The sequence below is a fragment of the Allorhizobium paknamense genome, from assembly GCF_030815125.1.
GTDB classification, from domain to species: domain Bacteria; phylum Pseudomonadota; class Alphaproteobacteria; order Rhizobiales; family Rhizobiaceae; genus Allorhizobium; species Allorhizobium paknamense.
The window spans coordinates 219,939-244,715 of sequence record NZ_JAUSWH010000005.1; the positions used below are offsets into that span (position 1 = coordinate 219,939).

Below are 24,777 nucleotides of genomic sequence, written 5' to 3' on the forward strand. Positions count from 1 at the left end.
GCGTGATCACCCGGCATCGACGAAATTGAGTCGCTCCTGGGCAAACTGGATGAAATGGCTGGCAGCCGGTGAGAGCGAGCCGCGGGCCCGGTGCAGGATGTTCAGCCGCTGCACACCATTGGCCCCGGAAAGCGGCACGAAGGCGAGTTCACCGGCCCGAAGCTCGCGGTCCACATCCACCCGGTTCAGGAAGGTGATGTGGGGCGCGGTATAGGCAAGCTGCTTCATCAGCTCCATGGAATTGGTCTCGACCACCGGCAGCAATTGTGCGCGGCTGGGGGCGATTGTCTCCACCACCTCGCGCAGCGACAGCCGCCGGTCCGCCAGCACCAGCGGATAGGCGAGGCAATCGGAAATGCGCAGCGTCTTGCGGGCGGCCAGCGGATGGCCGGGCGCCATGACCGCGCCGAGGCGGTGGTGAAATTCCCCGGCTCGCTGCAGCCGGCTATCCTCCGGCAGGTTATAGGCAATTGCCAGATCCACCTCGCCGGAGCCGACAAGATCGGCCACCCCGGCCCGGTCGCTGACCACCACGGACAGGCTGATCTGCGGTATGGCCTCGCGATAGGCCGCAACGATATCCGCCAGCAGGCCCGCTGCGAGCGTCGCCATGGTGGCAACGGCAACCTCGCCGCGGCTCAAGCCCCGAAGCGCCTTGATCTGGGTGCGCATGCGCTCATGGGCGGTGAGCGTGTCGCGAATATGGGCGATCAGCAATTCGCCGGAACTGGTGAGCTTCAGCCCGCGCGGCAGCCGTTCGAAGATCGGCGCATCCAGTTCCAGCTCCAGATCGAGAATATGCCGGTTGATGGCGGAAGGGGCCACATGCAGCACCTTGGCCGCCTTGCGGATGGAGCCCTGCCGGGCCACCTCGTCGATATAGCGCAAAGCGCGTCCGTGCAGCATGGTCGTCCTCATCGAAAGCGGGGGATGCCTTCCCCCGCCCACGATGGCATTGCCGGTGGGTATCATCAACGTTACATCTTGTTTTTATTGAAATTCGCGTTGATGCGCATGGTCAGATAATCGCCCGCCGTGATCGGCTCATAGGTGCCGAGCGGCCCCTGCATGACCGCATCGCGATTGGCCTGGCAGAAGAAGGGCAGCGACAGGCGGCGGCCCATATATTCGCCGGGCTGCGGCATGCGCACGCGGTGAAGGGTGGATTGCAGCTGATCGTCCGACCAGCGCATCAGCATGTCGCCGATATTGCAGGTGATATAGCCCTTCTTCGGCGGCACATCCGTCCAGGCGCCGGTGCTGGCATCCTTGCCCGGGCACACCTGCAAGCCGCCTTCGCCTTCCTTCTGGTGCAGGATGGTCAGGCAATCGAAATCGGAATGGGCGCCTGCCCGCCAGAAGGTGAAATCCTCGGGCTTCGCCCCTTCCATCGACATGTAATGGATGAGTCGCAGTGTCGATTGATACTGGTCCGAGGCCGGATCATGCGCCTTGGTGAAAAAATCTTCGGCAAAGCCCATTTTCAGCGCGAAGCAGGAGAGGATGCGCATGCCCAGTTCCCAGTTCATCCGCTCAAAGCGCAGCATCCTGTCCTGAAAGCCGGGCAGTTCCTCTTCGCTCGGCCAGAGCTTTTCCATGTTCGGCCGGGTGATCTGGTAGCTTTCCTTATTGTCCGGCGTGCCGGTGGAGGGGCGCACCTGCGCCTTGAACTCCCAGCCGGCATTGGTGCCCTTTGGCATGGGATATTGTCCCTTCACCTCTGCCGGCAGCTCGAAAAAGCGCCAGGCCGTATCGAAGGCGATATCGATCTCTTCCTGGGGGATGCCGTGATTGAAGACCTGGAAGAAACCGATCTCGGTGGCGGCGTGCCACAATTGATCGGCGATCTCCAGCTTGCGGGTGTCGAAATCGGCAAGATCGATCACCGGGATTTCCCGTTCCACCGTCGTGCCGAGGCCGCCGATGGTGGTCTCCTTGTTCAGTTCTGCAAGGTTATAGGTCTGAGCGTTCATTGCAGTCTCCTGTGGTGAAGCCGGATGAACCGGCTGTTGAGGAGCAATGTCCAGGTTTTAAAAAACCAGACCGCTTCTACTCCGGGATTGCGCTCTAGGTCTGCTTCGGCAGGCTCCAGGGAAAGAACAGCCGCTGGACGAGCACGACGAGCTGGAACAGGATGAGCGACATCGCCGCCAGCACGATCAGCCCCGCCCAGGCCTGCGGCAGTTTGAACAGCGAGGTCGAGAACTGGATGAAATAGCCGATGCCCGCTTCCGAGGCGCAGAACTCCGCCACCACCGCGCCGATGACGGCCAGCGTGATCGAGATTTTCAGTGCCGAGAAAATATAAGGCACCGCAAAGGGCAGGCGGATTTGCGTCATCTCGCGAAAGGCGGGCGCCCGCAGGCTGCGCGACAGTTCGATCAGCTCCGGCGGCGTGGCGGCAAGACCGGTGGCGGTGGACACCACCAGCGGAAAGAAGGTGATGAGACAGGTGATCACCACCCGCGGCGCATCTCCCGCCCCCAGCACGACGATGATGATCGGCGCAACCGCCACCACGGGCGTCGATTGCACCACGACCAGCAGCGGATAAAGCGTTTTTGACAGAAACGGCGAACGGATGAGCAGGATGGCGAGCGGTATGGCGATGATAATGGACAGCGCATATCCCATCAGCGCCACGCGCAGCGTTGCCCAGACATGGCCCATCCACCGGCTGGCCTCGATGGCGGAAAAGGCATCGAAAATCGCCGAGGGCGCGGGCAGAAGATAGGAGGGAATGGCAAAGAGCCGAACCGCCGCTTCCCAGAGCAGCAGCGCGGCAATACCGGAGAAGAGCGCGGCCAGACCCGGCAAGTCGGTGAGGCGTCGCCATGGCCAGTCCGGCTTTTTCCCCATGGGATCACGCTGCCTGACGCTGGAGGAGGAGGTCGCGGAGATGGGAGGAGAGCTCATGGATCGCCTGGTCCTTCGCGGTTTCAGGGCCGCGCGGGCGGCCGACGGGAACGGGAATATCGGTCAGCACACTGCCGGGACGGCCGGTCATCACCAGAACCCGGTCGGCCAGAAGGGCCGCTTCGGAAACGGAATGGGTGATGAACACCACCGTCTTGGGACGTTCGGCAAAGATCCGCAGCAGATCGAACCCCATCACCTCGCGGGTCAGCGCATCGAGTGCGGAAAAGGGCTCGTCCATCAGCAGGATGTCCGGATCCATCAGCAGGGCGCGGGCAATGCCCACCCGCTGCTGCATGCCGCCGGAAAGCTCATCCGGCAGGCGCTTTTCGAAACCCTCAAGCCCGACCATGGCGAGGAGACGCCGCGCCTCCTCGCGCTCTTCCGGCGCAATCCGCCCGCGCTTGTGGCGGGCCGGAAAAAGCACATTGTCCTCGACGGTGGCCCAGGGCAGCAGCGTCGGCTTCTGGAAGACAATGCCGATATCGTCCCGCGGCTCGGTGACCGGCAGGCCAAATACCTCGACCTCGCCGGAGCTCGGTTTCAGCAAACCGGCAATCAGCCGGAGAAGCGTCGATTTTCCGCAGCCGGAGGGACCGAGAATGGCGAGAAATTCGTGCCGAGCCACCTCGAAGGACACATTTCGCAACGCCTCCGTCTGACCCGAACGGGTGGTGAAGACCTGCCCGAGACGATTGAAGCGAATGGCAGGAGCAGCCATGTGCTTACTCCTTCGGCATGAAGCTGCGGTTCACCACCTTTTCCGGATCGAGCTTGGCCGGATCGATCCCCTGCGCCGCCGAGACGCGCCGCCAGGTTTCCTTGAGACGGTCCGGTTCGAAGACACCGAGGCCATCTTTGGCTGTCACGTCATTATAGATCAGCGGCAGCGTGTCGTTGACGGAGCCTTCGACATCTTCCGCGCCCAGTTCCTTGACCATGGCTGTGACGTCGGCGCTCGCCTCCTTCGGATGGGCCTTGGTGTATTCCACCGACTTCTTGTAGGCGGCGACAAAGCGTTTGGCGACGTCCGGCCTGCTTTCGAGGAAGCTGTCGCTGGCAATCAGCGAGGCGGAGTAAAGCTCAAGCCCCGCCGCCGACCAGGGCAGCGCCACGATGTCCTTGCCCGCCTGCTTGCCCTGATTGGTGTAGCGGGTGAAATCGGTCATCCAGGCAATGATGCCATCGGCATTGCCGGTCATCAGCATGGGTCCGAGCGCACCGGGATCGGCCTTGATCAGCTTGACCTCGGAGGGGTCGATGCCGGCATCCTTCAGCACCAGCGGCAGGTAGACATTGGAAGAGGTAAAGGGCGAGGTGGCGATGGTCTTGCCCTTCACATCCTTGACGCTGGCGATCTTGCCGCCCTTGACCACGTAAAAGGCATGCGGCCCCTTGTTGAAGATCGACAGAACCGCCGTCACCTTCACATTTTCATTGGCCCGGGCCGCCATGAGCGCGCCGATATCCGAGACGCCGATATCCGAGGACCCGGCAGCCAGCCGTGAAATCGCATCCGTGGAGCCGCGCCCGGAGGCGATGGACACGTCCAGCCCGGCTTCGCTGCAGAAGCCATGGTGAATACAGACATAGATCGGTGCCTTGTCTCCGCCCGGCAGCCAGTCCAGCTGGAACGTGACCTTGTCTGCGGCAAGAACCGGCGAGGAGGCAAAGGCGAAACTGGCAAGAAGACCGAAGGCAAGCTTTCTGAGCGTCATGGGCAGGGTTTCCAGCTTAAGGCAGTCTCTTGCCGGGCGGCCGAACCCGACCGGCGAGAGATGCGGCAGAACCAAGGGTGGGTGCGAAGGGCGGCACGGCGTGCCATGTCCAGGTGCTATCCTGTTCTGTTTGAGAGAACGGACTGAAGGCAAAATCTCGAGTGTTGTTCAAGACGAAGCAGGCGGGCGAGACATGGATGCAGCCCTCGCTCCGGCATTGCCGAGCCCTTGTCCGGCCTTTATCCGGACAACAGCCCAGACGTTCCGTCTCAACCGAAAAAGGAGGAAATACCTCAATTCTTTCAGTCATCTGGTCATCCTTCGATAGAAAATCCATCGAGCAATGTCCAGAGATCAGCTCTCAGACCGCTTCTACTCGTCCCCTTATGAAGCCATGGAATGCACGCTTTTTGCAATAGTTTTCCGCAGGCTCCCTGGCTGCCTAAAAGGTGAGCATGTGCCTGCGAAAAAAGATATGTAAAGGATAGGGACGTGATATTAAATAATTGAAATTAATATGTTTTCATAAGGAGCATCTCATGCTCTTGGGTCGCTTAATGCATTTGCGTACTGAAAAACAGAACGTTCAGGGCAGAATTTACAGATGATCAAGTCCGATATTTTCCCCATTGCTGCTTGGTGAGGTGGGTGGGGTCTTATGGTGAGAGTTGCATCTCTTGTGTCTTGGCGCGCCAAAGTGTTGATTTTCAACCTTTACAAGATTTTTCTGATGATTAATATTTGGACTTTCTGTTGTTTTGATCAGATTTTGCGCAGTCATCCCTATCCATTCGGATAGGTTGTTGAGCGAAAACCTCCCCAAACCACCCATCCAAATGAGGGTGGAGACTACTCGCCTCGGGGCTTTTAAGAAAACAACTCTCGGTGCACCTTCGCGTATCGCCGAAAGCGGGGTTGGAGGCCTATGCCCTATGAGCATGCCCATAAATGATCATGTCCACGTCCGCATCATCTCGCCCATCGTCACCAAGGGCTTTCGCAAGCTTGCCGATCTGAAGGCGCTGGAGCATCCGGGGCTTTTGGTCTCCCATGCCGAAATCGCCACCGGGCCTGGCTCGATCGAAAGCGAATTCGAGGCGGCGGTTTCGGTCCCCGGCACGTTGGCGCAGGTGTTGCGGGCAAAGCGTGAAGGCGTGCAGGCCGTGGTGATCGATTGCATGGGCGATCCCGGTCTCAGGCCCGCCCGGGAAATCACCGATATGCTGGTCATGGGCCCCGGCCAAACGGGCATGCATATGGCGGCCATGCTCGGACACAAGTTTTCCGTCATCACCGTCATGCGCCGGCTCATTCCTGCCTTTGAAAACACCGCAGCCCTGTGCGGCCTGTCTTCCAAGCTTGCCTCCGTCCGCAGCGTCGATATTCCCGTGCTGGCGCTGGAGGAAGATCTTGCCGCCACCACTGCCCGGCTGGTGGAGGAGGGGCGCCGCGCCGTGCTGGACAATGGCGCCGAGGCCCTGCTTTTCGGCTGCACCGGCCTGATGGGCTGTGCCGACGCGCTCCGGCAGGGGCTTCTGGCGGAAGGCATTGACGTTCCGGTGGTCGATCCGATCCCGACCGCCATTCACATCGCCGCCGGTCTGGTGCGCGCCGGTCTTACCCAGAGCAAGACCACCTTTCCGGCTCCGCCGCAAAAGGAGTTGATCGGCTACGACGTGCTGCGCCCGGCCTTGTCGGTGGCGGCGGAATGAAGGAGACGAAGGTGACGATGGCGGTTCGCAACATCGAGACCAGTGCCGATAAAGCCGCCTCTCGGGGCGGCGCGGCCCTGCGTTTCTCGGATGCCGGTTTCTGGTGGCTGGTGCTGCCCGCCTTCCTGTTTTTCCTGATTTTCTTCGTGGTACCGACCGTGTCGCTCTTTGCGCTGGCCTTCAACAAGTCGGTGGCGGGTGTGATTTCGCTGTCCAGCACGATCAGCTTCGACAATTTCGTCCGCATCTTCACGCGTGACATGTATTATGGTGCAATCCTGCGCTCCATCGGCATTGCCGCCACGGTCTCCGTCATCAGCCTGTTTTTCGGCTATCCGCTGGCCTATGTGATCGCCAAGACCGTCAATCCCGGCCGCAATACGCTGCTGATGATCCTGGTTCTTTCCTCCATGCAGCTTGACATGGTCATCCGGCTCTACGGCCTGATGGTGTTGCTGGGCGATAACGGGTTGATCAACGGCACCTTGTTGCGGCTCGGGGTGATTTCGACGCCGCTGCCGCTGATGTATAATGTCTTCGGCGTCATCGTCGGGCTGGTGCAGATCACCTTGCCCTTCATGATCCTGTCGCTGATCAGCGTCATCAAATCCATCCACCCGTCGCTGGAAGAGGCGGCCCGCTCGCTCGGGGCCTCGCGCATGCGCGCCTTCCTGTCGGTGGTGTTGCCCATGTCGATGCCGGGCATTCTTGCCGGTTCGCTGCTGGTGTTTGCGCTCGCCATTTCCTCTTACGTGGTGCCGGCGCTGATGGGCGGCTGGAAAGTGATGGTGCTGCCCATCCATATCTATCAGCAGGTGGCGGAAACCGGTCGCTGGCAGTTCGGGGCCGCCATTGCCGTCGTGCTGTTCATCACCAGTCTGATTGCGGTGGCCGTCTACCACCGCGCCGCCATGCTCAGCACGGGAGGCAGAAGCTGATGCGCGAGGAAACCGGCATTCCCTTCGCCTTCAAGGTCATTTCCGGCTTCACGCTGGCCATCCTGCTCATTCCGGTGATCATCGTCATTCTCGCCGGACTGAATGCGGGCGATTACCTGACCTTTCCGCCGCACGGCCTGTCGTTGCGCTGGGTCATCGCCTTTCTGACCTCGCCGACCTTCCTGTCGGCCTATGGCGTATCCTTTGCCGTGGCGGCGGTGTCCACCGTGATTTCCACCCTGCTCGGCACCATGGCGGCGCTGTTTCTCACCCGTTCCTCCAGCCGTCTCACCGGCGCGCTCAGGGCATTCTTCATGATGCCGATCGTGCTGCCGGGGGTGGTGCTGGGGCTTGCGCTCTATGTCTTCTATGTTTCGACCGGCATCGGCCTGGCGCGCAGCCTCACGGGTCTGGTCATCGGCCATGTCATCGTCACCTGCCCCTTCGTCATCGCCACGGTGACGGCCGCACTGGTCGGCTTCGATCGCAGCCTGGAAGAAGCGGCCCGCTCGCTTGGCGCATCGCCGTTCACGGCCTTCCGGCTGATCACGCTGAAAATCATATCGCCAGCCATTTCGGCGGGCACCATCTTCGCCTTCATCATTTCCTTCGGCCAGTTCGAGGTGACGCTGTTTCTCTCCGCGCCCAACCTCCAGACGCTGCCGATGGCGATGTATGTGGCGCTGCGCTACTCCTTCGAACCCACGGCGGCGGCGGCGGGCATCTTTGCCATCCTTCTCGTGGTGGCGTCCATGGTTGCGACATCACGTCTCGTCAATCTCAAGCGTATTTTCGGCGGCTGAGGTAAGGACAACCGCCGTCTCATCACAAAAAAGGGGAAGATGCATGACCGATAAGACCTTCGATCTCAGCCGCCGCAGCCTCCTGAAGCTTGGCGCTGCCGCCACCACGCTGCCACTCTTCAACATCAACCACGCCTTTTCCAAGGATGTGGTCTATGACGGCTCGGTTTTCGATGCGGGCGGCGCGGTTCTGCGTATCGGCGAATGGGGCGGCACCTGGGGCGATCTCGCCCACAAATATCTGCTGAACGACTTCGCCAAGGAGTTCAACTGCAAGATCGAATATGACAGCACCTGGCCGTGGTTTCCGAAATTCGTGGCGAACGGTCCGCAAAAGCCGCCGCTCGACATCACCAACTGGAACCTGCCGGAGATGTTCAAGACGGCCAAGGCCGGTGATTTCTTCCACTCTATCGAGGAAATCCTGCCGAACGTTCCCAATTCCAAGAACCTCTGGCCCTTTGCAACCTCCAACGGCGTCGGCGTGACCTGGGCCTTCAACCAGTATGTCCATGCTTACCGCACCGATCTGGTGAAGCCCGCCCCCACCAGCTTCAAGGATATGTGGAAGCCGGAATTTGCCGGCAAGCGCGGCACCTACATCACCTCCAACACGCTGCAGATGGACTTCTTCCTCGTGGCCTGCAGCCTGTTCGGCAAGGATCAATATGATCTCAAGGCCGGTTATGAGGCCATGAAGGCGCTGATGCCGGCCAAGATCTCCGATTTCACCGGCAATATGCAGACGCTGATGGATCGCGGTGAGGTCATCATCGCGGTGCAGAGCGATGCCGAGCCCATGCAGGCCCGCGACAAGGGCGCGCCGTTTGCCGTGATGTACTGGAAGGAATTGCAGCCGATCCTGACCCAGACCTATACGGTGAGCCGCTATGCCGAGCCAACGCAGAAAAAGCTCGCCTTTGCGCTGCTCAACCGCGCCCTGGAGCCGAGCTTCATGACCCATATGGGCCAGGAATTCTATCTGCGTCCCACCGTTTCCAACGCGGTGCTGCCGGATAATCTGGTCAAGGCCGGGATGGTCAACAGCGCCGACGCCATCAAGGATTTCTGGCTGCCGGACTGGAATGCCTATCTCGAAAACGAAGACGAGATCGTCGAGACGGTTAACGGCATCTTTGCCGGATAAGGAAAGCGGCGATGTCCGATATTCAACTGAAAAGCCTCGCAAAATCCTATGGCGGCAGTGTCGCGGTTGCAGGTCTCGACCTCCATATCCGGCAGGGAGAATTCTTCTCCCTGCTTGGGCCGTCCGGCTGCGGCAAGTCCACCACGCTTAGGATGATCGCGGGCTTCATCCGTCCCAGTTCCGGGCAGATCTTCATCGGTTCCGATGATGTCACCCATCTGCCGCCGGAAAAGCGCGATATCGGCATCGTCTTTCAGAATTACGCGATCTTTCCGCATATGAGCGTGGCGGACAACATCGCCTTCGGCCTGAAACTGCGCAAGAAGAGCAAGGCCGAGATCGAGAAGGCCGTGACCTCGGCCCTGCGTCAGGTCGGGCTTGTGGGCTATGAGGACCGGTACCAGCGTCAACTTTCAGGCGGCGAACAGCAGCGCGTGGCGCTGGCCCGCGTGCTGGTGACGGAGCCGCGCATCCTGTTGCTGGACGAACCGCTTTCAGCACTCGACAAGGCGCTGCGCGAGGAAATGAAGTTCTGGATCAAGGACCTGCAAAAGTCGCTGGGCATTACCACCGTCTATGTCACCCATGACCAGGACGAGGCGCTGACCATGTCCGACCGCATTGGCGTGATGCAGAAGGCGCGCATCGAGCAGGTCGGGACACCGGAAGAGATTTACGAGCGGCCAAGAACGCTGTTCGTCACCACCTTCATCGGCCAGTCCAACGTGCTGGATGCCACGGTCAAGGCGCGGGACGGCGCAAGGCTCTCGGTTGCCTTCGGCGATGTGGCGGTGGAAACGCGCAGCCCCGAGGCGGGCGCTGTGGCCGGGGCGGCGGTCAAGCTCGTCATCCGGCCTGAAAATGTCATCATCGGCCCGGCGGGGAAGGGCATTCCCGCCACGGTGATGTCGGAGACCTATCAAGGTGCCCTGGTGCGCTACCGGCTGTCGGTCGCGGGCCAGGACGTGATTGCCGAGCGGCAGAACCAATCGCATGTGGAGCGGTTGTCGCCTGGACAGGCCGTCAGCGTTTCCTGGGACCCGGAGCGGTCCGAGGCGTTGATGGCTTAATTCGACATAGAAACATCAAGGCGCTCACTCCGTGCGGGCAGCTCCGCGCGCGGTGAAGTCTGCGCCAAAGGACCAGTGTGGGAGACGAGAATGCGCATAGGCATCGATGTCGGCGGTACCAATACGGATGCGGCCCTGATGGATGGGTCAAGGGTGATCGGTGCCTGCAAGAGCCCGACCACGTCGGATGTCGGCTCGGGCATTGTTGCGGTGCTGAAGAAGCTTCTGGACATGACGGGAGCTTCGGTCACAGACATCCAGGCGGTGATGATCGGCACGACGCATTTCACCAATGCCGTGGTGGAGCGCAAGCGGCTCCTGGAAGTGGCGGCGGTGCGCCTTGGCCTGCCCGCCACCAAGGGCCTGCCGCCCATGACGGACTGGCCGCAGGATCTGGCATCGAGCCTTGGCCGCCACACCTTCATGCTGCGCGGCGGCCATGAATTCGATGGCCGCACCATCGCGCCGCTCGATGAGCGCGGGCTGTTTCTGGTGGCCGATGCCATCCGCCGCAAGGGCATTCGCTCGGCTGCCATCACTTCGGTCTTCTCGCCGGTGACGCCGGACATGGAGTTGCGGGCGGCGGAAATCCTGAAGAATGAAGTGCCGGACCTTTCTGTCTCGCTCAGCCATGAAATCGGCCGCGTCGGCTTTCTGGAGCGGGAAAACGCTTCCATCATGAATGCCTCGCTTGCGGATCTCTCCACCAAGGTGGTCTCCTCCTTCCGCAGCGCTCTGGCGGAGCTTTCGATCACCGCGCCCTTCTTCATCAGCCAGAATGACGGGACGCTGATGACGCCGGATTATGTGGAGCGCTATCCGGTGCTGACCTTTGCGTCCGGCCCCACCAATTCCATGCGCGGTGCGGCCATGCTGGCAGGGGAAAAGGAAGCCATGGTGGTGGATATCGGCGGCACGACCTCCGATGTCGGCATGCTGATGCAGGGCTTCCCGCGGGAAAGCGCGGTTGCTGTCGATATCGGCGGCGTGCGAACCAATTTCCGCATGCCGGATGTGCTGGCCATCGGTCTTGGCGGCGGTTCGCTGGTGCGCGATGACGGCGCGCGGATCGGGCCGGATTCCGTCGGCTATGAAATCACCTCTCGTGCCCTGGTGTTCGGCGGCAATGAGCTGACCACCACCGATATTGTCGTCGCCGCAGGGCTGGAAGACATCGGCGACCGCTCGCGCGTCAAGCATATCCCGGCCAGGACTATCGAGACGGCGCTCGACACCATGCACCGCATGGTGGACGAGGCGGTGGACCGCATGAAGACGAGCGCCGAGCCGCTGCCGGTCATTCTGGTGGGGGGCGGATCGATCCTCGTCTCGCGCGATCTGCCTTCTGCGTCCAAGGTCATCCGCCCGGAAAACGCATCCGTCGCCAATGCCATCGGGGCGGCCATCGCCCAGGTCGGCGGCGAAGTGGACCGGATTTTCTCGCTGGAAGGCACATCGCGCGATGTGGTGCTCTCCGGCGCCAAGGCCGAGGCTTCGGAGCGCGCGGTCAAAGCCGGAGCCCATCCGGGCTCGGTCAAGATCATGGATATCGAGGAAGTGCCGCTTGCCTATCTGCCGGGCAGCGCCACCCGCATCCGCGTCAAGGCAGTCGGCGATCTGGTCATCGGGTGAGGTTTTCATGAAACTGAATTTCGAGCAGTTGGGTGATCTGGCCGTTGGCGCGGCCTTTCTGGGTACGGGCGGCGGCGGCGATCCCTATGTCGGGCGGCTCATGGTGCAGCAATGCATTCACGAGGGCTGCGAGGTGGAGGTAATCGACCCGCAGAGCCTTGACGATGACAGTCTGGTCATTCCCACGGCGATGATGGGTGCGCCGACCGTGCTGGTGGAAAAGATCCCTTCCGGCCAGGAAGCCGTCGCCTCGCTGAAGCGGCTGGAAAAGCGGCTGGGCCGCAAGGCCGATGCCACCATGCCGATCGAGATCGGCGGCATCAACTCCACCATTCCGCTGGTGGTGGGTGCGCGCCTTGGCCTGCCGATCGTCGATGCCGACGGCATGGGCCGTGCCTTTCCCTTTCTGGAAATGGAAACCTTCGGGGTTTACGGCATTTCCGGCTCGCCCATGGCGGTCAGCAATGAATGGGGTGATTGCGCGTTGATCGAGGCGGTGGATAACCGCCAGATGGAATGGCTGTCGCGGGCGGTCGCTATCCGCATGGGCGGCTGCGCCTATATTGCCGAATATGCGATGAGCGGCGCCGATGTGAAGCGCACCGCCATTCCCAACACGCTGACGCTGGCCATCCGCATTGGCGAGGTGTTGCGCAAGGCCCATGAGGACCATCAAAACCCCATCGAGGCGCTTCTCGGCTTCCTGCCCTCGACGCTCTACCGCTATGGGCGGGTGATCTTCAAGGGCAAGATCGTCGATGTGATGCGCGAGACAAAGGCCGGCTTCACCATGGGCCGGGCGCGGATCGATGGCATTGCGCCTTTTTCATCCAGCATGGACATCGAAATCCAGAATGAAAATCTCGTGGCGCGCGTCAATGGCGAGGTCAAGGCCATCGTGCCCGATCTCATCTCGATCATGAACACCGAAACGGCGGAGCCGATCACCAGCGAAAACCTGCGCTACGGCCAGCGGGTGACGGTGGTGGCGGTATCGGTGCCGGACATCATGCGCACGCCGGAGGCGCTGGCGGTGTTCGGACCCGCCTGTTTCGGTCTCCAGGAACCTTTCACCTCCATAGAGGAGCTTGCCTGACATGCCCATTCTCACCGATCAGGACATTGACGATCTGGCCGTTGGGGCAGCCCTTCTCGGCACGGGCGGCGGCGGCGATCCCTATATCGGCAAGCTGATGGCCAAGGCCGCCATTGCCGAGTTCGGCCCGGTGGAACTGATCCCGCTGGAGACGGTGGCGGATGACGCCGTGGTTCTGGCCTGTGGCGCCATGGGGGCGCCCACCATTCTGATCGAGAAAATCCCCTCCGGGGAGGAAATGGCCACGGCGCTTGCCTTCTATGAAGCCAATCTCGATGTGAAGACCACCGCCGTCATTCCCTTCGAGGCGGGCGGGATCAATTCCATGGTGCCGATTGCGCTGGCCGCCCGTCACCGCCTGCCGGTGATCGATGCCGACGGCATGGGCCGTGCCTTTCCGCAGCTGGAAATGGAAACCTTCAATGTCTACGGCGTGCCGGCAGGTCCGGTGGCGCTGGCGGACGAGCGCGGCAACAAGGTGCTGATCGAAACGGCGAGTGCTGCGAAAGCCGAATGGTATGCGCGCGGCATTACCATCCGCATGGGCGGTCAGGCCTCCATCGCCAATTACGGCATGGATGGCATTACGGTGAAATATGTCTCGGTGCCCGCCACGATGACGCTGGCCATCGGCATTGGCCGGACATTGCGGGAGGCGCAGGCCAGCCATAGCGATCCCATTGCCGCGCTGATTGCCTTCTTCGCCAAAACGCATTACCGCCATGCCGGGGTGATTGCCTCCGGCAAGGTCACCGATGTCGCGCGCCGCGAGGAAAACGGCTGGTCTGTCGGGGTCGTGACCATCGAGCCTTTCGACAGCAGCAAGCCGAAGGTGAAGATCCGCATCCAGAACGAAAACCTTGTCGCGGAGGAGGAGGATGGTGCGGTTCTGGCCATCGTGCCCGATCTCATCACCGTTCTCGATCTCGACACGGCGGAAGCCATTACCACCGAACGGCTGCGCTATGGCCAGCGGGTCAATGTGCTGGCCGTCAGGGTGCCGCCTATCATGCGCACCCGGGAAGCGCTGGCCGTTTTCGGGCCTCGCGCCTTCGGCCTCAAGCACGAATACCAGCCCTTCGGTCTTGACTGCGGCCTTGCCGCTGTGAAGTGATGGAGAGGGTGCCTGCCCAAGGCGAGGCACCCTGCACCCATAACCGAGACGGAAAGTGCCGATGCTGAAACGTCCCGCTGCCGAGGAGACGGTGAGACCCTTGCCGGTGATCGTGCAGGGGGCGGACGGACCTCGCTTTCTGCCGCCGCGCATGCTTTTTCAGGTCATTGAGCGTCCTTATGTTCTCTCCAAGCTGGCGGATGGGCTTGGCCGGCAGAGTGTGTTGCTCCGCGCTCCCGCCGGGTTTGGCAAGACCGCGCTGATGAAGACGGCCTATGATGCGGCTCTCTCCGGCGCGCCATTGCTGCCGGGTGTGGCGGCTGACGCGATCAGCCATTGTGCCTGGACGACGCTCGTGCCCCAGACGCCGCCTGCCAGGTTTCTGAGCGATCTTGCCCTGGCCCTTGCCGTCCAGCTGGATGAAATGCCACCCGAAACAGCAGGTGAATGCCCGAACCGGCGTCTGGAGCGCATTCTGGAGAGTGTTGGCCGCAGGCCCGGCCTGTCCCTCTTGTTTCTTGATGGGATCGATCATCTCGACCTTGCCACAGCGCCGCGCTTGCTCGAACAATTGCTGACCAGCGCGCCGGAAAATTTGCGCATGGCCTGCGCTTCCATGCTGCCGCCGCCGGTGCCCACCGCGCGGTTGAAGGCGCGCGGCCTTCTCAGTGAAATCCTGGCCGTCGATCTCGTCTTCAGCCCCTCGGAAGTGCGCCGGCTGACGGGTGAGGTGGCGGAAGACGGCGATTTCGATGCGCTGTTTCGCATCACGCTCGGCTGGCCAGCGCTGGTGCAATTGGGCCGGGGTATTCTGGATGCGGCGCAGGACGACGAAAGCCGCGCCTCGCTTTTTGACGGTAGCCATGCCGATATCGCCGGATTCGTCCAGGAGGCCGTGATCGATCGCCTGCCGGATTGTGTGCGCAATCTGCTCTACAAGGTGGCGCTGTTTGAGGAATTCAGCCTGCCGCTGGCGCAGGTTCTGTGCGGTAACGGTCTGACGGATGACGGGCGCGACTGGCTGAATGCACTGTCACCGGTGATCGAGAAAAGCCGTTCAGGCTGGTTCAGCCTGCATCCTGCCCTGCGCAGCCAGCTTTACAGCCATCTGGCGCGGGATGGGGAAGAGGCCCTGCGCGATCTTTACCGGCGCGCCGCCGCCTGGTTTGCCGATCAGGGCCTCTTGGAGCGCGCCGTCTCGCATGCCGCTGCCAGCGGAGATTTCCGCATGGCGGAGGAAATCATCGGCCGCGCCGGTGGTGTCGATCTTTTCCTGCGGGCAGGCTACAAGGTGCTTGAGGAACTGATTGAGAATTTCCCCGCCGATATCCTCTATTCATCGCCCGGCCTGACCCTGTGTTACGCGGTGGTGGAAGCCAAGCGGGGGCATGTTGCAGGCGCGCGTGAGCGCATGGATATGCTGCTCGACGCCAGTGGAGGCTGGTCTCAGCAGGCGCTCGCCACCATTGATCGCAGCGTTCTCGATCACATCGATGCGCTGATCAATATCTACGAAGACCGGTGTCTGGGACTGGACGATGCCGCACGGCTGCAAGCCCAGGCGGATTCGCTTCCGCCCCACGCCACCTGGGAACTCGGCTGGATTTATAACACGCTCGCCATCATCCACACGCGGATCGGCGATCTGGAGGCGGCCAGAAGCTGTGCCCTCAAGGCGCTGGGTCATTACCGCGAGGAAAAAACAGCCTATGCGCAGGTCTTCATGCTGGTCCATCTCGGGCTGATCGGCACCTTGCGCGGCGATTTTTCCGCAGCTCTTCAGTTTTGCCGGGAGGCGGAACAACTGGCGGAAAGCCGCTATTGGCGAGACCGCAACCTTTTGTCCATCGCCCGGCTGGTGGCGGCGGATGCGAGCTACCTTCAAGGCAATGTGCAGACGGTCGAGAAAATCCTGACAGAGGTGATCGAGCCTCTGGTGCGGGGCGAAAGCTGGGTGGAGCTTTTCGCACGGTTGTTCCGCTCGCTGGCGAAAAGCAGGCTGCATGTCAGCGGCTTCGAGGAGGCCATGGCGGCCATCGACAAGGCGGAGGAGGTGGCCGTCGAGCGGGCGCTGCCGCGCCTGACGATTGCCGCCGGCATCATGCGCATGGATCTTCTGGTGGGCGTCGGCATGATCGAATCCGCCCAGCAGGCCGCTGAACAGGTGGCGATGATGAAGGCGCGGATCGATCCCGATCTGTGGACCTGGCAGGAGGCTCATGATTTCGAGATCGCCTCGGCCCGTCTCGCCATCGCCCAGGGGCATCCGCAGGCAGCGCTCGCGGCGCTGGAAGACCTGATTGCCGCGACCAAACAGGCAGGCCAAGGCCATCACCGGCTGCTGGCGGGCATCGTGGCGGTGCGGGCTGCCTGGAAGGCCGGGCGCCAGCAGGAAGCGCTTGCCTATCTGCAATGGGCGATTGCGCTGGCGCGCACCCATGAGGCAACCCAGCCCTTCATCGACGAGGGTCAGGATTTTGCAGCGACCGTGCGTGCCGTGGTTCGCCGTTTCGGCCTCAAGGCTTTCAGTGGCGATGCCGTCGAATTCATGAGCCGTATCGTCGGCCACGGGCTGAAGCGCCCGCGCCAGCCGGAAAACGAACAGGTGCAGGATCAGCCGCAGCCCGGCCTCCTCAGCCACCGCGAAACAGCGGTGCTGAAACTTCTGGCGGAAGACCGCAGCAACAAGGAAATCGCCCGCATCCTGCAACTCTCCGAGGCGACCGTGAAATTCCACCTGAAGAACATTTACGCCAAGCTCGGCGTCAGCCGCCGCACCATGGCCGTTTCCGTCAGCCGCCGCCTGAATATGCTGTAGCTGGAAAATGGCAGGCGACCTTGTGCCCGTCCAGCGACGGCTGCTCCTTGAGAGCCGGCACCTGTTCGGCGCAGAGGTTCGCGGCTTTCGGGCAGCGGGTGCGGAAGACGCATCCGGAGGGCGGATTGAGCGGGCTCGGCAGTTCGCCCAGGATGGGAAGTGCGGTCTTGGCCCGTTCGATGGCCGGATCGGGAACGGGGGCTGCCGACAGCAGCGCCTGCGTATAGGGATGCAGCGGCTTGCGATAGAGGCTGTCGCGCGGGGCGATTTCCATGACACGCCCGAGATAGAGCACCATGACCTCGGTGGAAATATGCTTCACCACGCTCAGATCATGAGCAATGAACAGCAGCGCCAGCCCGTTTTCCTTCTGCAGGTCCATCAGCAGATTGATGATCTGTGCCTGGATGGAGACGTCCAGCGCTGACACCGGCTCATCGCAAATGATCAGTTTCGGCTCGACGATCAGCGCCCTGGCAATGCCGATGCGCTGGCACTGGCCGCCGGAAAATTCGTGCGGATAGCGGTTCACCTGATCGGGCAGCAGGCCGACGCGAGCCATCATTTCCTGCACTTTGGCGCGGATCTGCCGTCGGCTGAGATGCTCGCGATGGGTCTTCAGCGGTTCGGCGATGGAATCGCCCACGGTCATGCGCGGATTGAGGCTGGCCAGCGGGTCTTGAAAAATCATCTGGATATCCGCCCGGTAGGCGAGCATCTGCCGAGGCGACAGCGACAGAAGATCGGTGCCGCCCTTCCAGGTCACGCGGCCCTGCGCCTCCACCAGCCGGATGATCGCCCGGGCAAGCGTGGATTTGCCACAGCCGGATTCGCCCACCACCCCCAGCGTCTGCCCTTGGTTGAGGGTGAAGTCCACGCCATTGACTGCCTTCAGCCATAGCGGTTCCGCCCCAGGCAGCAATCCGGCCTTGCGGATGGGATAGCGGACATGCACGGCATCGGCCTTGAGCAGGATATCGGTCATCAGGCCAGTGCCTCCACGCTTCGGTTACAGGCGCGCGCCCGGCCCGGCGCAAAGGCTGAAAGCGGCGCCAGATGATCCAGACAATCCTCCCCCGCATGCGGACAGCGGGGTGCGAAGGGACAGCCCTTGATCTGCCGGGCCATGTTGGGCGGATTGCCGGGAATGCTCGCCAGCCGTTCGTCCTGCCGGTCGAGGCGGGGAATGGAGCGCAACAGGCCCTGCGTATAGGGATGCGATGGCGCGGCGAAAAGATCGCGTGCCGGACCTTCCTCCATCACCTGTCCACCGTAGAGCACCATGACCCGCTCCGCAGCACCTGCCACCACGCCGAGATCATGGGTGATGAGGATCAGCGCCATGCCGAAATCGCGCTGCAGGTCGGACAGCAGCCGCATGATCTGCGCCTGCACGGTCACATCCAGCGCTGTGGTCGGTTCGTCGCCGATCAGGATATCGGGACGACAGAGCAGGGCCATGGCAATCATCACCCTTTGCCGCATGCCGCCGGAAAATTCATGCGGATAAAGCGTGATGCGCGAGCGGGCATCGGGAATCTGGACGGCGTCGAGCATGCGCAGGCTTTCCGTGCGGGCCTCGCGCTTGCCCATGCCTTTGTGGAAAATCAGCACTTCCTCCAATTGTTCGCTCACCCGCATATAGGGGTTGAGCGAGGTCATCGGGTCCTGAAAGACGATGCCGATCCGGTTGGCGCGGATGGGGTTGAGCGTGCGGGGCGGCGCATTGAGGATCTCCTTGCCCTCGAACCGCACCGAACCCGAGGCTTGCCCGTTCTTTGCCAGAAGGCCCAGTATGGCAAAGACGGTCTGGCTCTTGCCGGAACCGGATTCGCCGACGATGGCCAGCGTTTCACCGCGCTCCAGGTCGAAATCCACCCCGCGCACCGCCGTGACATCGCCGCCCTGCGCCTTGAAGCGGACGTGAAGATTGCGAACTTCGAGAAGCGCCATGCTCAACGATCCTTCGGGTCCAGCGCATCGCGCAGACCGTCGCCGACGACATAGAAGGCAAACAGCGTGATGACGAAGAAAAACAGCGGAAAGGCCAGTTGCCAGAGCGTGCCATAGGCCATGGTCTTGGATCCGTCCCAGATCAGCGTGCCGAGGCTGGTCAGCGGCTCCTGCACGCCAAGGCCAAGGAAGCTGATGAAGCTTTCCGAAAGGATCATGCCCGGCACCAGCAGCGTCGCATAGACCACCACCACGCCCATGAGATTGGGCAGGATATGCCGGCGAATGATGGTGGCGGAGGAAACGCCGATGGCACGGGCCGCCTCGACATAATCCTTCTGTTTCAGGCTCAGCGTCTGGCCGCGCACGATGCGGCTCATCTCCAGCCAGGAGAGCAGGCCGACGCCGATGAACAGCATCAGGATCGAGCGTCCGAACATCACCAGCATCAGGATCAGGATGAACATGTAGGGAATGGCGAGCAGGATATCGACGAGCCGCATCATGACGCTGTCCACCCGCCCGCCGAAATAGCCGGACACCGCGCCATAGACTGTACCGACCACCACCGCGATGGCCGCGCCGACAAGGCCCACGGCCAGCGAAATCTGCGTGCCCTGCACGGTGCGGGCAAAGAGATCGCGGCCCAGTTCATCGACCCCGAAGAAATGGCCATTGGTCAGCGAGGGTACGCCGTCGGTGGCGATATCGCCCATGACGTTGAAATCGATCTCGTCGATCGGCCAGGCGGCGATGAAAGGACCGGCCAGCGCAAAGGCTGCAACCAGCATCAGCAGCGCCAGGCCGAAGACGGCCAGACGGTTCTTCAGAAAACGCTGGCGCGCATCCACCCAGGGCGAGCGCCCTTTGGGTGGCGCTTCTGTCAGCGTTTCGGCAAGGCTCTGCATGGTCAGGGGCTCGGTCAGCATGGCTCAATACCGGATCTTCGGGTCGATCCAGGCATAGAGGATATCGACCAGCAGATTGAACAGGATCGTCAGGCTTCCCAGAAGAATGGTCACGCCCATCATCACCGCGTAATCGCGGTTCAGGGCCGCATCCACGAAAAACCGGCCGATGCCGCCGGTGGAGAAGAACATGTCGATGATGACCGAGCCGGTGATCATCGACACGAAAGCCGGGCCGAGATAGGAAATCACCGGCAGCAGCGCCGGTTTCAGCGCATGCTTGAGAATGACCCGCCGCTCCGGCAGGCCCTTGGCGCGAGCGGTGCGGATATGGTTGGAGTTCAGCACTTCCAGCATGGAGGAGCGGGTGATGCGGGCAATCGAGGCAAGATAGGCGGTCGACAGCGCGATGACTGGCATGACGAGATAGCTTGGCCCACCCCAGCCGCCGCCCGGCAACCAGCGCAGCCAGAGCGTGAAGACCAGAACCAGGATCGGCGCGATGACGAAGCTTGGCAGGAGATGCGCCCCCACGGCCACGCCAACGCAGAGATGATCCAGCAGGGAATTGTGCCGGATGGCGGCGACGATGCCGAGCGACATGCCCACCAGCACGGCGACGACGAAGGAAATGGCGCCATAGGTCAGTGTCACGGGAAAACCCTGGGCGATGATCGAATTCACCGTCTGGTCGGTATAGACGAAGGAGGGGCCGAAATCGAAGCGGGTGACGATCGCCCAGAGATAGGCAATGATCTGCGCCCAGAGCGGCTTGTCGAGGCCGTATTTTGCCTGGATATTCGCCATCACCTCCGGCGGCAAGGCGCGCTCGCGGCTGAAGGGATTGCCGGGAGCAAGATGCATGATCAGGAAGGACACCACGATCAGCACCAGAATGGTGGGTATGGCCACCAGCAAACGCCGGAGAATGAATCGAAGCATTATGGTTTTCCGCCGCATCCATTGTCTGAGGAGCGTCTTGAGAGCCGCTGAAGATCGGTGCCGGGCAGGCGGCCAACCGCCTGCCCGGCAAATGCTTATTTCGCCACGCGGTAGACGTTGCGGGCATACCAGTTGTTCAGCACGTTCTGCACCGGCAGGCCGCGGATGTCAGGCTTCACCAGGCTGACGGAGGTATAGAAATAGACCGGCGCAACCGGCATCTGCTCATGCAGGACCGCTTCCGCCTTGTCATATTGAACATTGGCGTCACCGGATGTCGCGGACTCCTGGATCAGCTTGTCGTAATCGGCATTGGCGAATTTGCCGTAATTCGACGTATTGTTGCTGAGGAAGTAATTGAGGAAGGTCGAGGCCTCGTCATAATCAGCGCACCAGGCATAACGGCCCACTTCGAACTGACCCTTGCCGTAGCGGTCGATCAGCACCTTCCATTCCATGTTTTCCAGCGTCACATCGACGCCCAGCGCCTTCCAGAACTGCTGTACGGCCACGGCCATCTTCTTGTGGCCTTCATCGGTATTGTAGCTGATCGTCAGCTTCAGCGGTTTGTCCGGCCCAAAGCCCGCTTCCTTGAGGAGTGCCTTGGCCTTGGCGTCGCGCTCGGCCTGCGTCATGTGCGCTTCGGGGAAATCGGGCGCCTTGAAACCGGCCATGGCCCAATGGGTCCAGCTATAGGCCGGCTTCTGCCCGCCTTGCAGGATGTTCTTGACGATCACGTCGCGGTTGACCGCCAGCGACAGTGCCTGGCGCACCCGCACATCCTTCAGTGCGGCCGGACCATTGGGGCCGACATTGAAGAGATAGCCATAGGTGCAGGCATTGGGGGTGGAATGCGCCTCTTCGGGATGCTCCTTCTGCAACCGCAGGAACTGGCCCGTGGGAACTGGGCCGACATCCAACTCGCCTGCGAGATAGCGGGTCAGGGCCTGATTGCCGTCATTGATGACCTTGAAAGTGACGGTGTTGATGATGGTATGGGCATTGTCCCAATAGGCCGGATTGCGGGCCAGCACCAGTTGCTGCCCCATCTGATGCTCCTTCAGCACATAGGCGCCATTGCCGACCATGTTGCCAGGCTGGGTCCAGGCATCGCCATATTTCTCTACCACCGATTTCAGTACCGGCAGGGTTGGGGTATGCGCCACCATTGGCAGCAGATAGGAAATCGGCGTATCGAGCGTAACTTCGAGCGTATGGTCGTCCACCGCCCGGACGCCGAGATCGGAAGGCGGTGCCTTGCCGTCGATCACGGCCTGCGCATTCTTCACCTTCATCGTGGCCAGGAACCAGGAATATTCCGAGGCGGTCTTCGGATCGACCAGCCGCTGCCAGGCATAGACGAAATCGCCCGCCGTCACCGGCTCGCCATTCGACCATTTCGCCTCCGGGCGCAGATGGAAGGTATAGGTGAGCTTATCCGGGGAGACGTCATAGCCGGTTGCGACGCCCGGCACCAGTTTGCCATCCGGCGCCTGGGTATAAAGCCCCTCGAGCAATTGCGCATCCAGCGTCGAGCCGTCCGTATCGGAGTTCAGCTGCGGATCAAGCGTCTTGATGGAATCGAGGAGACGCAGGGTCAGATCCTGATTTTGCGCCAGCTTGTCCCCCTCGGCCACCGTGGCGGCCAGCGACGGTGTGGCCATAGCCAAAGCGGCCCAGGCAGTGCAGATCAGCGTCCACTTCATCAAGCATCCCCTTTTATAAGATATTTCGCATTATTCGCACAAATAATATGCAGAAATAGTGCCTGGTGCTTTTTAGGGCAAGTTTTGGTAGCTTGGCAACTTATCTCCGCTTGTCGCGTGGAAAGGTTTCCCGTCAGCACAAAAACGGGAATCTGATTGCATCAGATCCCCGAATACAACTTTTTGTTCTGTGGCGGAAGTGGCTGGAAGTCGTCAGAAATCGAACTTGTCGATATTGTCCTTGGTGAAGACGGCGGGGCTGCCGAGCAGGATCTGGCTGCCATTGATGATCTGCAACTCACCCAGACGGCCTGCCTTGAACGTCTTGTCGCCCGGCTTCAGCGTACCATCGGCTGCGGCGCGCAGGGCTTCCATGGCAGCATAGCCGAGATCCACGGTGCTCCACAGCACGGCGGATTTCACGCAGCCGGCCTTGATATAGGGCTTCATCGGGTTCGGCGTGGCAAGGCCCACCACCGAGACCTTGCCGCACTGGCCGGCCTGCGTCACGGCATCGGCGGCGGCGGGGGTGGCGACGCTGGTCATGCCGATAATGCCTTTGAGATCAGAGCCATATTTGTTGATCAACGTATTGGCCTGATTGAAGGAGAGGATATTGTCCTCCTGCGCTTCCACCGTTTCCAGCCATTGCATCTTTGGATAGCACTTGGCCTGATAGGCTGACATTTCCGCAATCCAGCGCGCCTGGTTGGGCGTGGTGAAGGTGGATGTGACGATGGCGAACGAACCGTCCGGGCCAATTTCCTTGGCCAGCGTATCGATCAGCGATTTGGCCACGCCATTCGGCGTTGCCGGATTGACGAACCACTGCCGGGCATCGGCTTGCGCATCCGCATCATAGCCCACGACATTGATGCCTGCCGCCAGCGCCTTTTTCAACACCGGGGCAATCGCCACCGGGTCATTGGCGGAAAACAGGATGCCATCGACGCCGGAGGTGATGTAATTGTCGATCAGGGTGATCTGGTCGTCGATATTGGCCTTGGTGGAGCCGTCGGTCTTGGCGTCGACATTGCCCAGTTCCTTGGCGGCTTCCTTCACGCCCTGAGACGTGGAGTTGAAATAGCCGATGCCGACCAGCTTCGGCACGTCCACCACCTTGATGGTCTTGCCCTTGCGTTCCGGCGCCTTGGTTGGCGTGCCGCCATTATAGGCAACGGGTGCGGCTGCGGCCGGTGCGCCGTCGCAGGCCAGCGGGCTGGTGGGCTGGTCGTCGGCACCGGTCCAGGCGGGGGCGGCGTGCGATGTGCCTGCCGACAATGCCAGTGCCAGCAGGGGGGTGATCATTGATCTCAGCATGGTTCCTCCTCCATTTTATGCGAGATGAATTGCTTGTTTTCAGGCCCGGCGTTTATTGAGCGCCGTGGTCATGAGAATGGCGCCGATCAGCATCAGGCCGATCAGTACGGCTGTGCCTTCCGCCTTGACGCCTGCCAGCGACAGCCCGTTTTTCAGGCTCTGGATGACGACAAGCCCGATCAGCGTGCCGATGACGCTGCCGCGTCCGCCATAGATCGATGTGCCACCGAGCACGACGGCGGTGATGGCGTCGAGTTCCAGCCCCGTGCCCATGTCCGAGCGGGTGGTGGAGACGCGCGACACGAAGATCACCCCCGCCAGTGCTGCGGCAAAGCCGGAGGCGGTGTAGACGGCAATCTTGGTGCGGTTGACGGAGAGGCCGGAAAAGAAGGCCGCCACTTCATTGGCGCCGATGGCATAGATGCTGCGGCCAATCCGGGTGGTGGCCAGCAGCACACTGGCAAGGATGGCGAAAACGATCAGGATCCAGAGCTGGGTCGGCACGCCGAGAACATTGCCCTGGCCCAGCACATAGAACCAGTCCGGATAGCCGCGCACGGAGCGCGCCTGACTGATGCCTTCGGCAAGACCGCGATAGAGCGCCAGCGTCGCCAATGTGGCAATCAGCGGCGGTACGCCGAAACGGGTGATGACGAAGCCGTTGATAAAACCGCAAAAGGTGCCAACGGCAATGGCAAGACAGGCGGCGGCCACCAGCGGCAGGCCGAGATTTTGCCAGAAAACGCCGGTCAGGATGGCGGTGAGCCCGAGGATCGAGCCGACGGAGAGATCAATGCCGCCTGTGATGATCACAAAGGTCATGATGATGGCGACCAGCCCGACTTCCGTCATCAACCGTCCCTGATTGAGCAGGTTGGCCCCGGTGAAGAACTGGCTGGATTGAAAGGCAAGGGCCACCAGCAGGATCACGGCCACGAGGGCGAGAATGGTTTCGTGCCGAAACAGGATGCGCAGGGACATGGT

21 protein-coding genes are annotated in these 24,777 nt (G+C 61.5%); 9 read left to right on the plus strand and 12 right to left on the minus strand.

Translation table 11 applies throughout. The annotated features are described in order from the left end of the window. Nucleotides 1-6 precede the first annotated feature (6 nt). The 5 genes from QO005_RS10380 to QO005_RS10400 form a co-directional block, all read right to left on the minus strand. Complete coding sequence (locus QO005_RS10380) at nt 7-906, minus strand: LysR family transcriptional regulator (protein ID WP_307157948.1); 900 nt, start codon at nt 904-906, stop codon at nt 7-9. A gap of 71 nt (nt 907-977) precedes the next feature. Further along, the gene (locus tag QO005_RS10385) at nt 978-1,973 is read right to left on the minus strand and encodes an isopenicillin N synthase family dioxygenase (protein WP_307157949.1); all 996 of its coding nucleotides are present in this window, start codon (nt 1,971-1,973) and stop codon (nt 978-980) included. A 94-nt stretch (nt 1,974-2,067) separates the two neighbouring features. Beyond that, nucleotides 2,068-2,916 carry an ABC transporter permease gene (locus QO005_RS10390; RefSeq protein ID WP_370878042.1) on the minus strand — a complete coding sequence of 283 codons (849 nt, stop codon included), beginning with the start codon at nt 2,914-2,916 and terminating at the stop codon, nt 2,068-2,070. Further along, complete coding sequence (locus QO005_RS10395) at nt 2,864-3,637, minus strand: ABC transporter ATP-binding protein (protein WP_307157950.1); 774 nt, start codon at nt 3,635-3,637, stop codon at nt 2,864-2,866. Before QO005_RS10395 ends, QO005_RS10390 begins: the two co-directional genes overlap by 53 nt. A gap of 4 nt (nt 3,638-3,641) precedes the next feature. Then, nucleotides 3,642-4,634 (minus strand): ABC transporter substrate-binding protein, encoded by a 993-nt coding sequence (locus QO005_RS10400; RefSeq protein WP_307157951.1) that lies wholly within the window; start codon nt 4,632-4,634, stop codon nt 3,642-3,644. Nucleotides 4,635-5,566: 932 nt separating this feature from the next. Between QO005_RS10400 and QO005_RS10405 the strand changes: the two genes are divergently transcribed. The 9 genes from QO005_RS10405 to QO005_RS10445 all read left to right on the plus strand — a co-directional run bounded on the left by QO005_RS10405 (nt 5,567) and on the right by QO005_RS10445 (nt 16,964). Further along, complete coding sequence (locus QO005_RS10405) at nt 5,567-6,346, plus strand: aspartate/glutamate racemase family protein (protein WP_307157952.1); 780 nt, start codon at nt 5,567-5,569, stop codon at nt 6,344-6,346. Further along, entirely contained in the window at nt 6,343-7,284 is a 942-nt protein-coding gene (locus tag QO005_RS10410) for an ABC transporter permease (protein ID WP_307157953.1), read from the plus strand. The genes QO005_RS10405 and QO005_RS10410 overlap by 4 nt, the downstream gene beginning before the upstream one ends. Beyond that, nucleotides 7,284-8,087 (plus strand): ABC transporter permease, encoded by an 804-nt coding sequence (locus QO005_RS10415; RefSeq protein ID WP_307157954.1) that lies wholly within the window; start codon nt 7,284-7,286, stop codon nt 8,085-8,087. Before QO005_RS10410 ends, QO005_RS10415 begins: the two co-directional genes overlap by 1 nt. 43 nt (nt 8,088-8,130) lie before the next feature. Next, nucleotides 8,131-9,234, plus strand: a complete 1,104-nt coding sequence (locus tag QO005_RS10420; protein WP_307157955.1) for an ABC transporter substrate-binding protein — start codon at nt 8,131-8,133, stop codon at nt 9,232-9,234. Between the two features lie 11 nt (nt 9,235-9,245). Continuing rightward, nucleotides 9,246-10,304, plus strand: a complete 1,059-nt coding sequence (locus QO005_RS10425) for an ABC transporter ATP-binding protein (RefSeq protein WP_307157956.1) — start codon at nt 9,246-9,248, stop codon at nt 10,302-10,304. Nucleotides 10,305-10,394: 90 nt separating this feature from the next. Further along, nucleotides 10,395-11,936 (plus strand): hydantoinase/oxoprolinase N-terminal domain-containing protein, encoded by a 1,542-nt coding sequence (locus QO005_RS10430; protein ID WP_307157958.1) that lies wholly within the window; start codon nt 10,395-10,397, stop codon nt 11,934-11,936. A 7-nt stretch (nt 11,937-11,943) separates the two neighbouring features. Beyond that, complete coding sequence (locus QO005_RS10435) at nt 11,944-13,032, plus strand: S-methyl thiohydantoin desulfurase family protein (RefSeq protein ID WP_307157959.1); 1,089 nt, start codon at nt 11,944-11,946, stop codon at nt 13,030-13,032. Nucleotide 13,033: 1 nt separating this feature from the next. Beyond that, the gene (locus QO005_RS10440; protein ID WP_307157960.1) at nt 13,034-14,146 is read left to right on the plus strand and encodes an S-methyl thiohydantoin desulfurase family protein; all 1,113 of its coding nucleotides are present in this window, start codon (nt 13,034-13,036) and stop codon (nt 14,144-14,146) included. A 61-nt stretch (nt 14,147-14,207) separates the two neighbouring features. After that, on the plus strand, nt 14,208-16,964 hold the full coding sequence (locus tag QO005_RS10445; RefSeq protein ID WP_307157961.1) for a LuxR C-terminal-related transcriptional regulator: 2,757 nt from the start codon (nt 14,208-14,210) through the stop codon (nt 16,962-16,964). On the opposite strand, the gene QO005_RS10450 is transcribed toward QO005_RS10445, so the two are convergent. The 7 genes from QO005_RS10450 to QO005_RS10480 all read right to left on the minus strand — a co-directional run bounded on the left by QO005_RS10450 (nt 16,939) and on the right by QO005_RS10480 (nt 24,774). After that, nucleotides 16,939-17,949 (minus strand): ABC transporter ATP-binding protein, encoded by a 1,011-nt coding sequence (locus QO005_RS10450; RefSeq protein WP_370878043.1) that lies wholly within the window; start codon nt 17,947-17,949, stop codon nt 16,939-16,941. The two genes, QO005_RS10445 and QO005_RS10450, sit on opposite strands and share 26 nt — an antisense overlap. Beyond that, nucleotides 17,949-18,917, minus strand: coding sequence for an oligopeptide/dipeptide ABC transporter ATP-binding protein (locus tag QO005_RS10455; protein ID WP_307157962.1), 969 nt, complete (start codon nt 18,915-18,917; stop codon nt 17,949-17,951). Before QO005_RS10455 ends, QO005_RS10450 begins: the two co-directional genes overlap by 1 nt. 2 nt (nt 18,918-18,919) lie before the next feature. Further along, nucleotides 18,920-19,846, minus strand: a complete 927-nt coding sequence (locus tag QO005_RS10460; RefSeq protein WP_307157963.1) for an ABC transporter permease — start codon at nt 19,844-19,846, stop codon at nt 18,920-18,922. A 3-nt stretch (nt 19,847-19,849) separates the two neighbouring features. Then, complete coding sequence (gene oppB / locus QO005_RS10465; protein ID WP_307157964.1) at nt 19,850-20,767, minus strand: oligopeptide ABC transporter permease OppB; 918 nt, start codon at nt 20,765-20,767, stop codon at nt 19,850-19,852. Nucleotides 20,768-20,862: 95 nt separating this feature from the next. Next, complete coding sequence (locus tag QO005_RS10470; RefSeq protein ID WP_307157965.1) at nt 20,863-22,473, minus strand: peptide ABC transporter substrate-binding protein; 1,611 nt, start codon at nt 22,471-22,473, stop codon at nt 20,863-20,865. Nucleotides 22,474-22,686: 213 nt separating this feature from the next. After that, nucleotides 22,687-23,793, minus strand: coding sequence for an autoinducer 2 ABC transporter substrate-binding protein (locus QO005_RS10475; RefSeq protein WP_307157966.1), 1,107 nt, complete (start codon nt 23,791-23,793; stop codon nt 22,687-22,689). Nucleotides 23,794-23,832: 39 nt separating this feature from the next. Then, entirely contained in the window at nt 23,833-24,774 is a 942-nt protein-coding gene (locus tag QO005_RS10480; protein ID WP_307157967.1) for an ABC transporter permease, read from the minus strand. Nucleotides 24,775-24,777 lie beyond the last annotated feature (3 nt).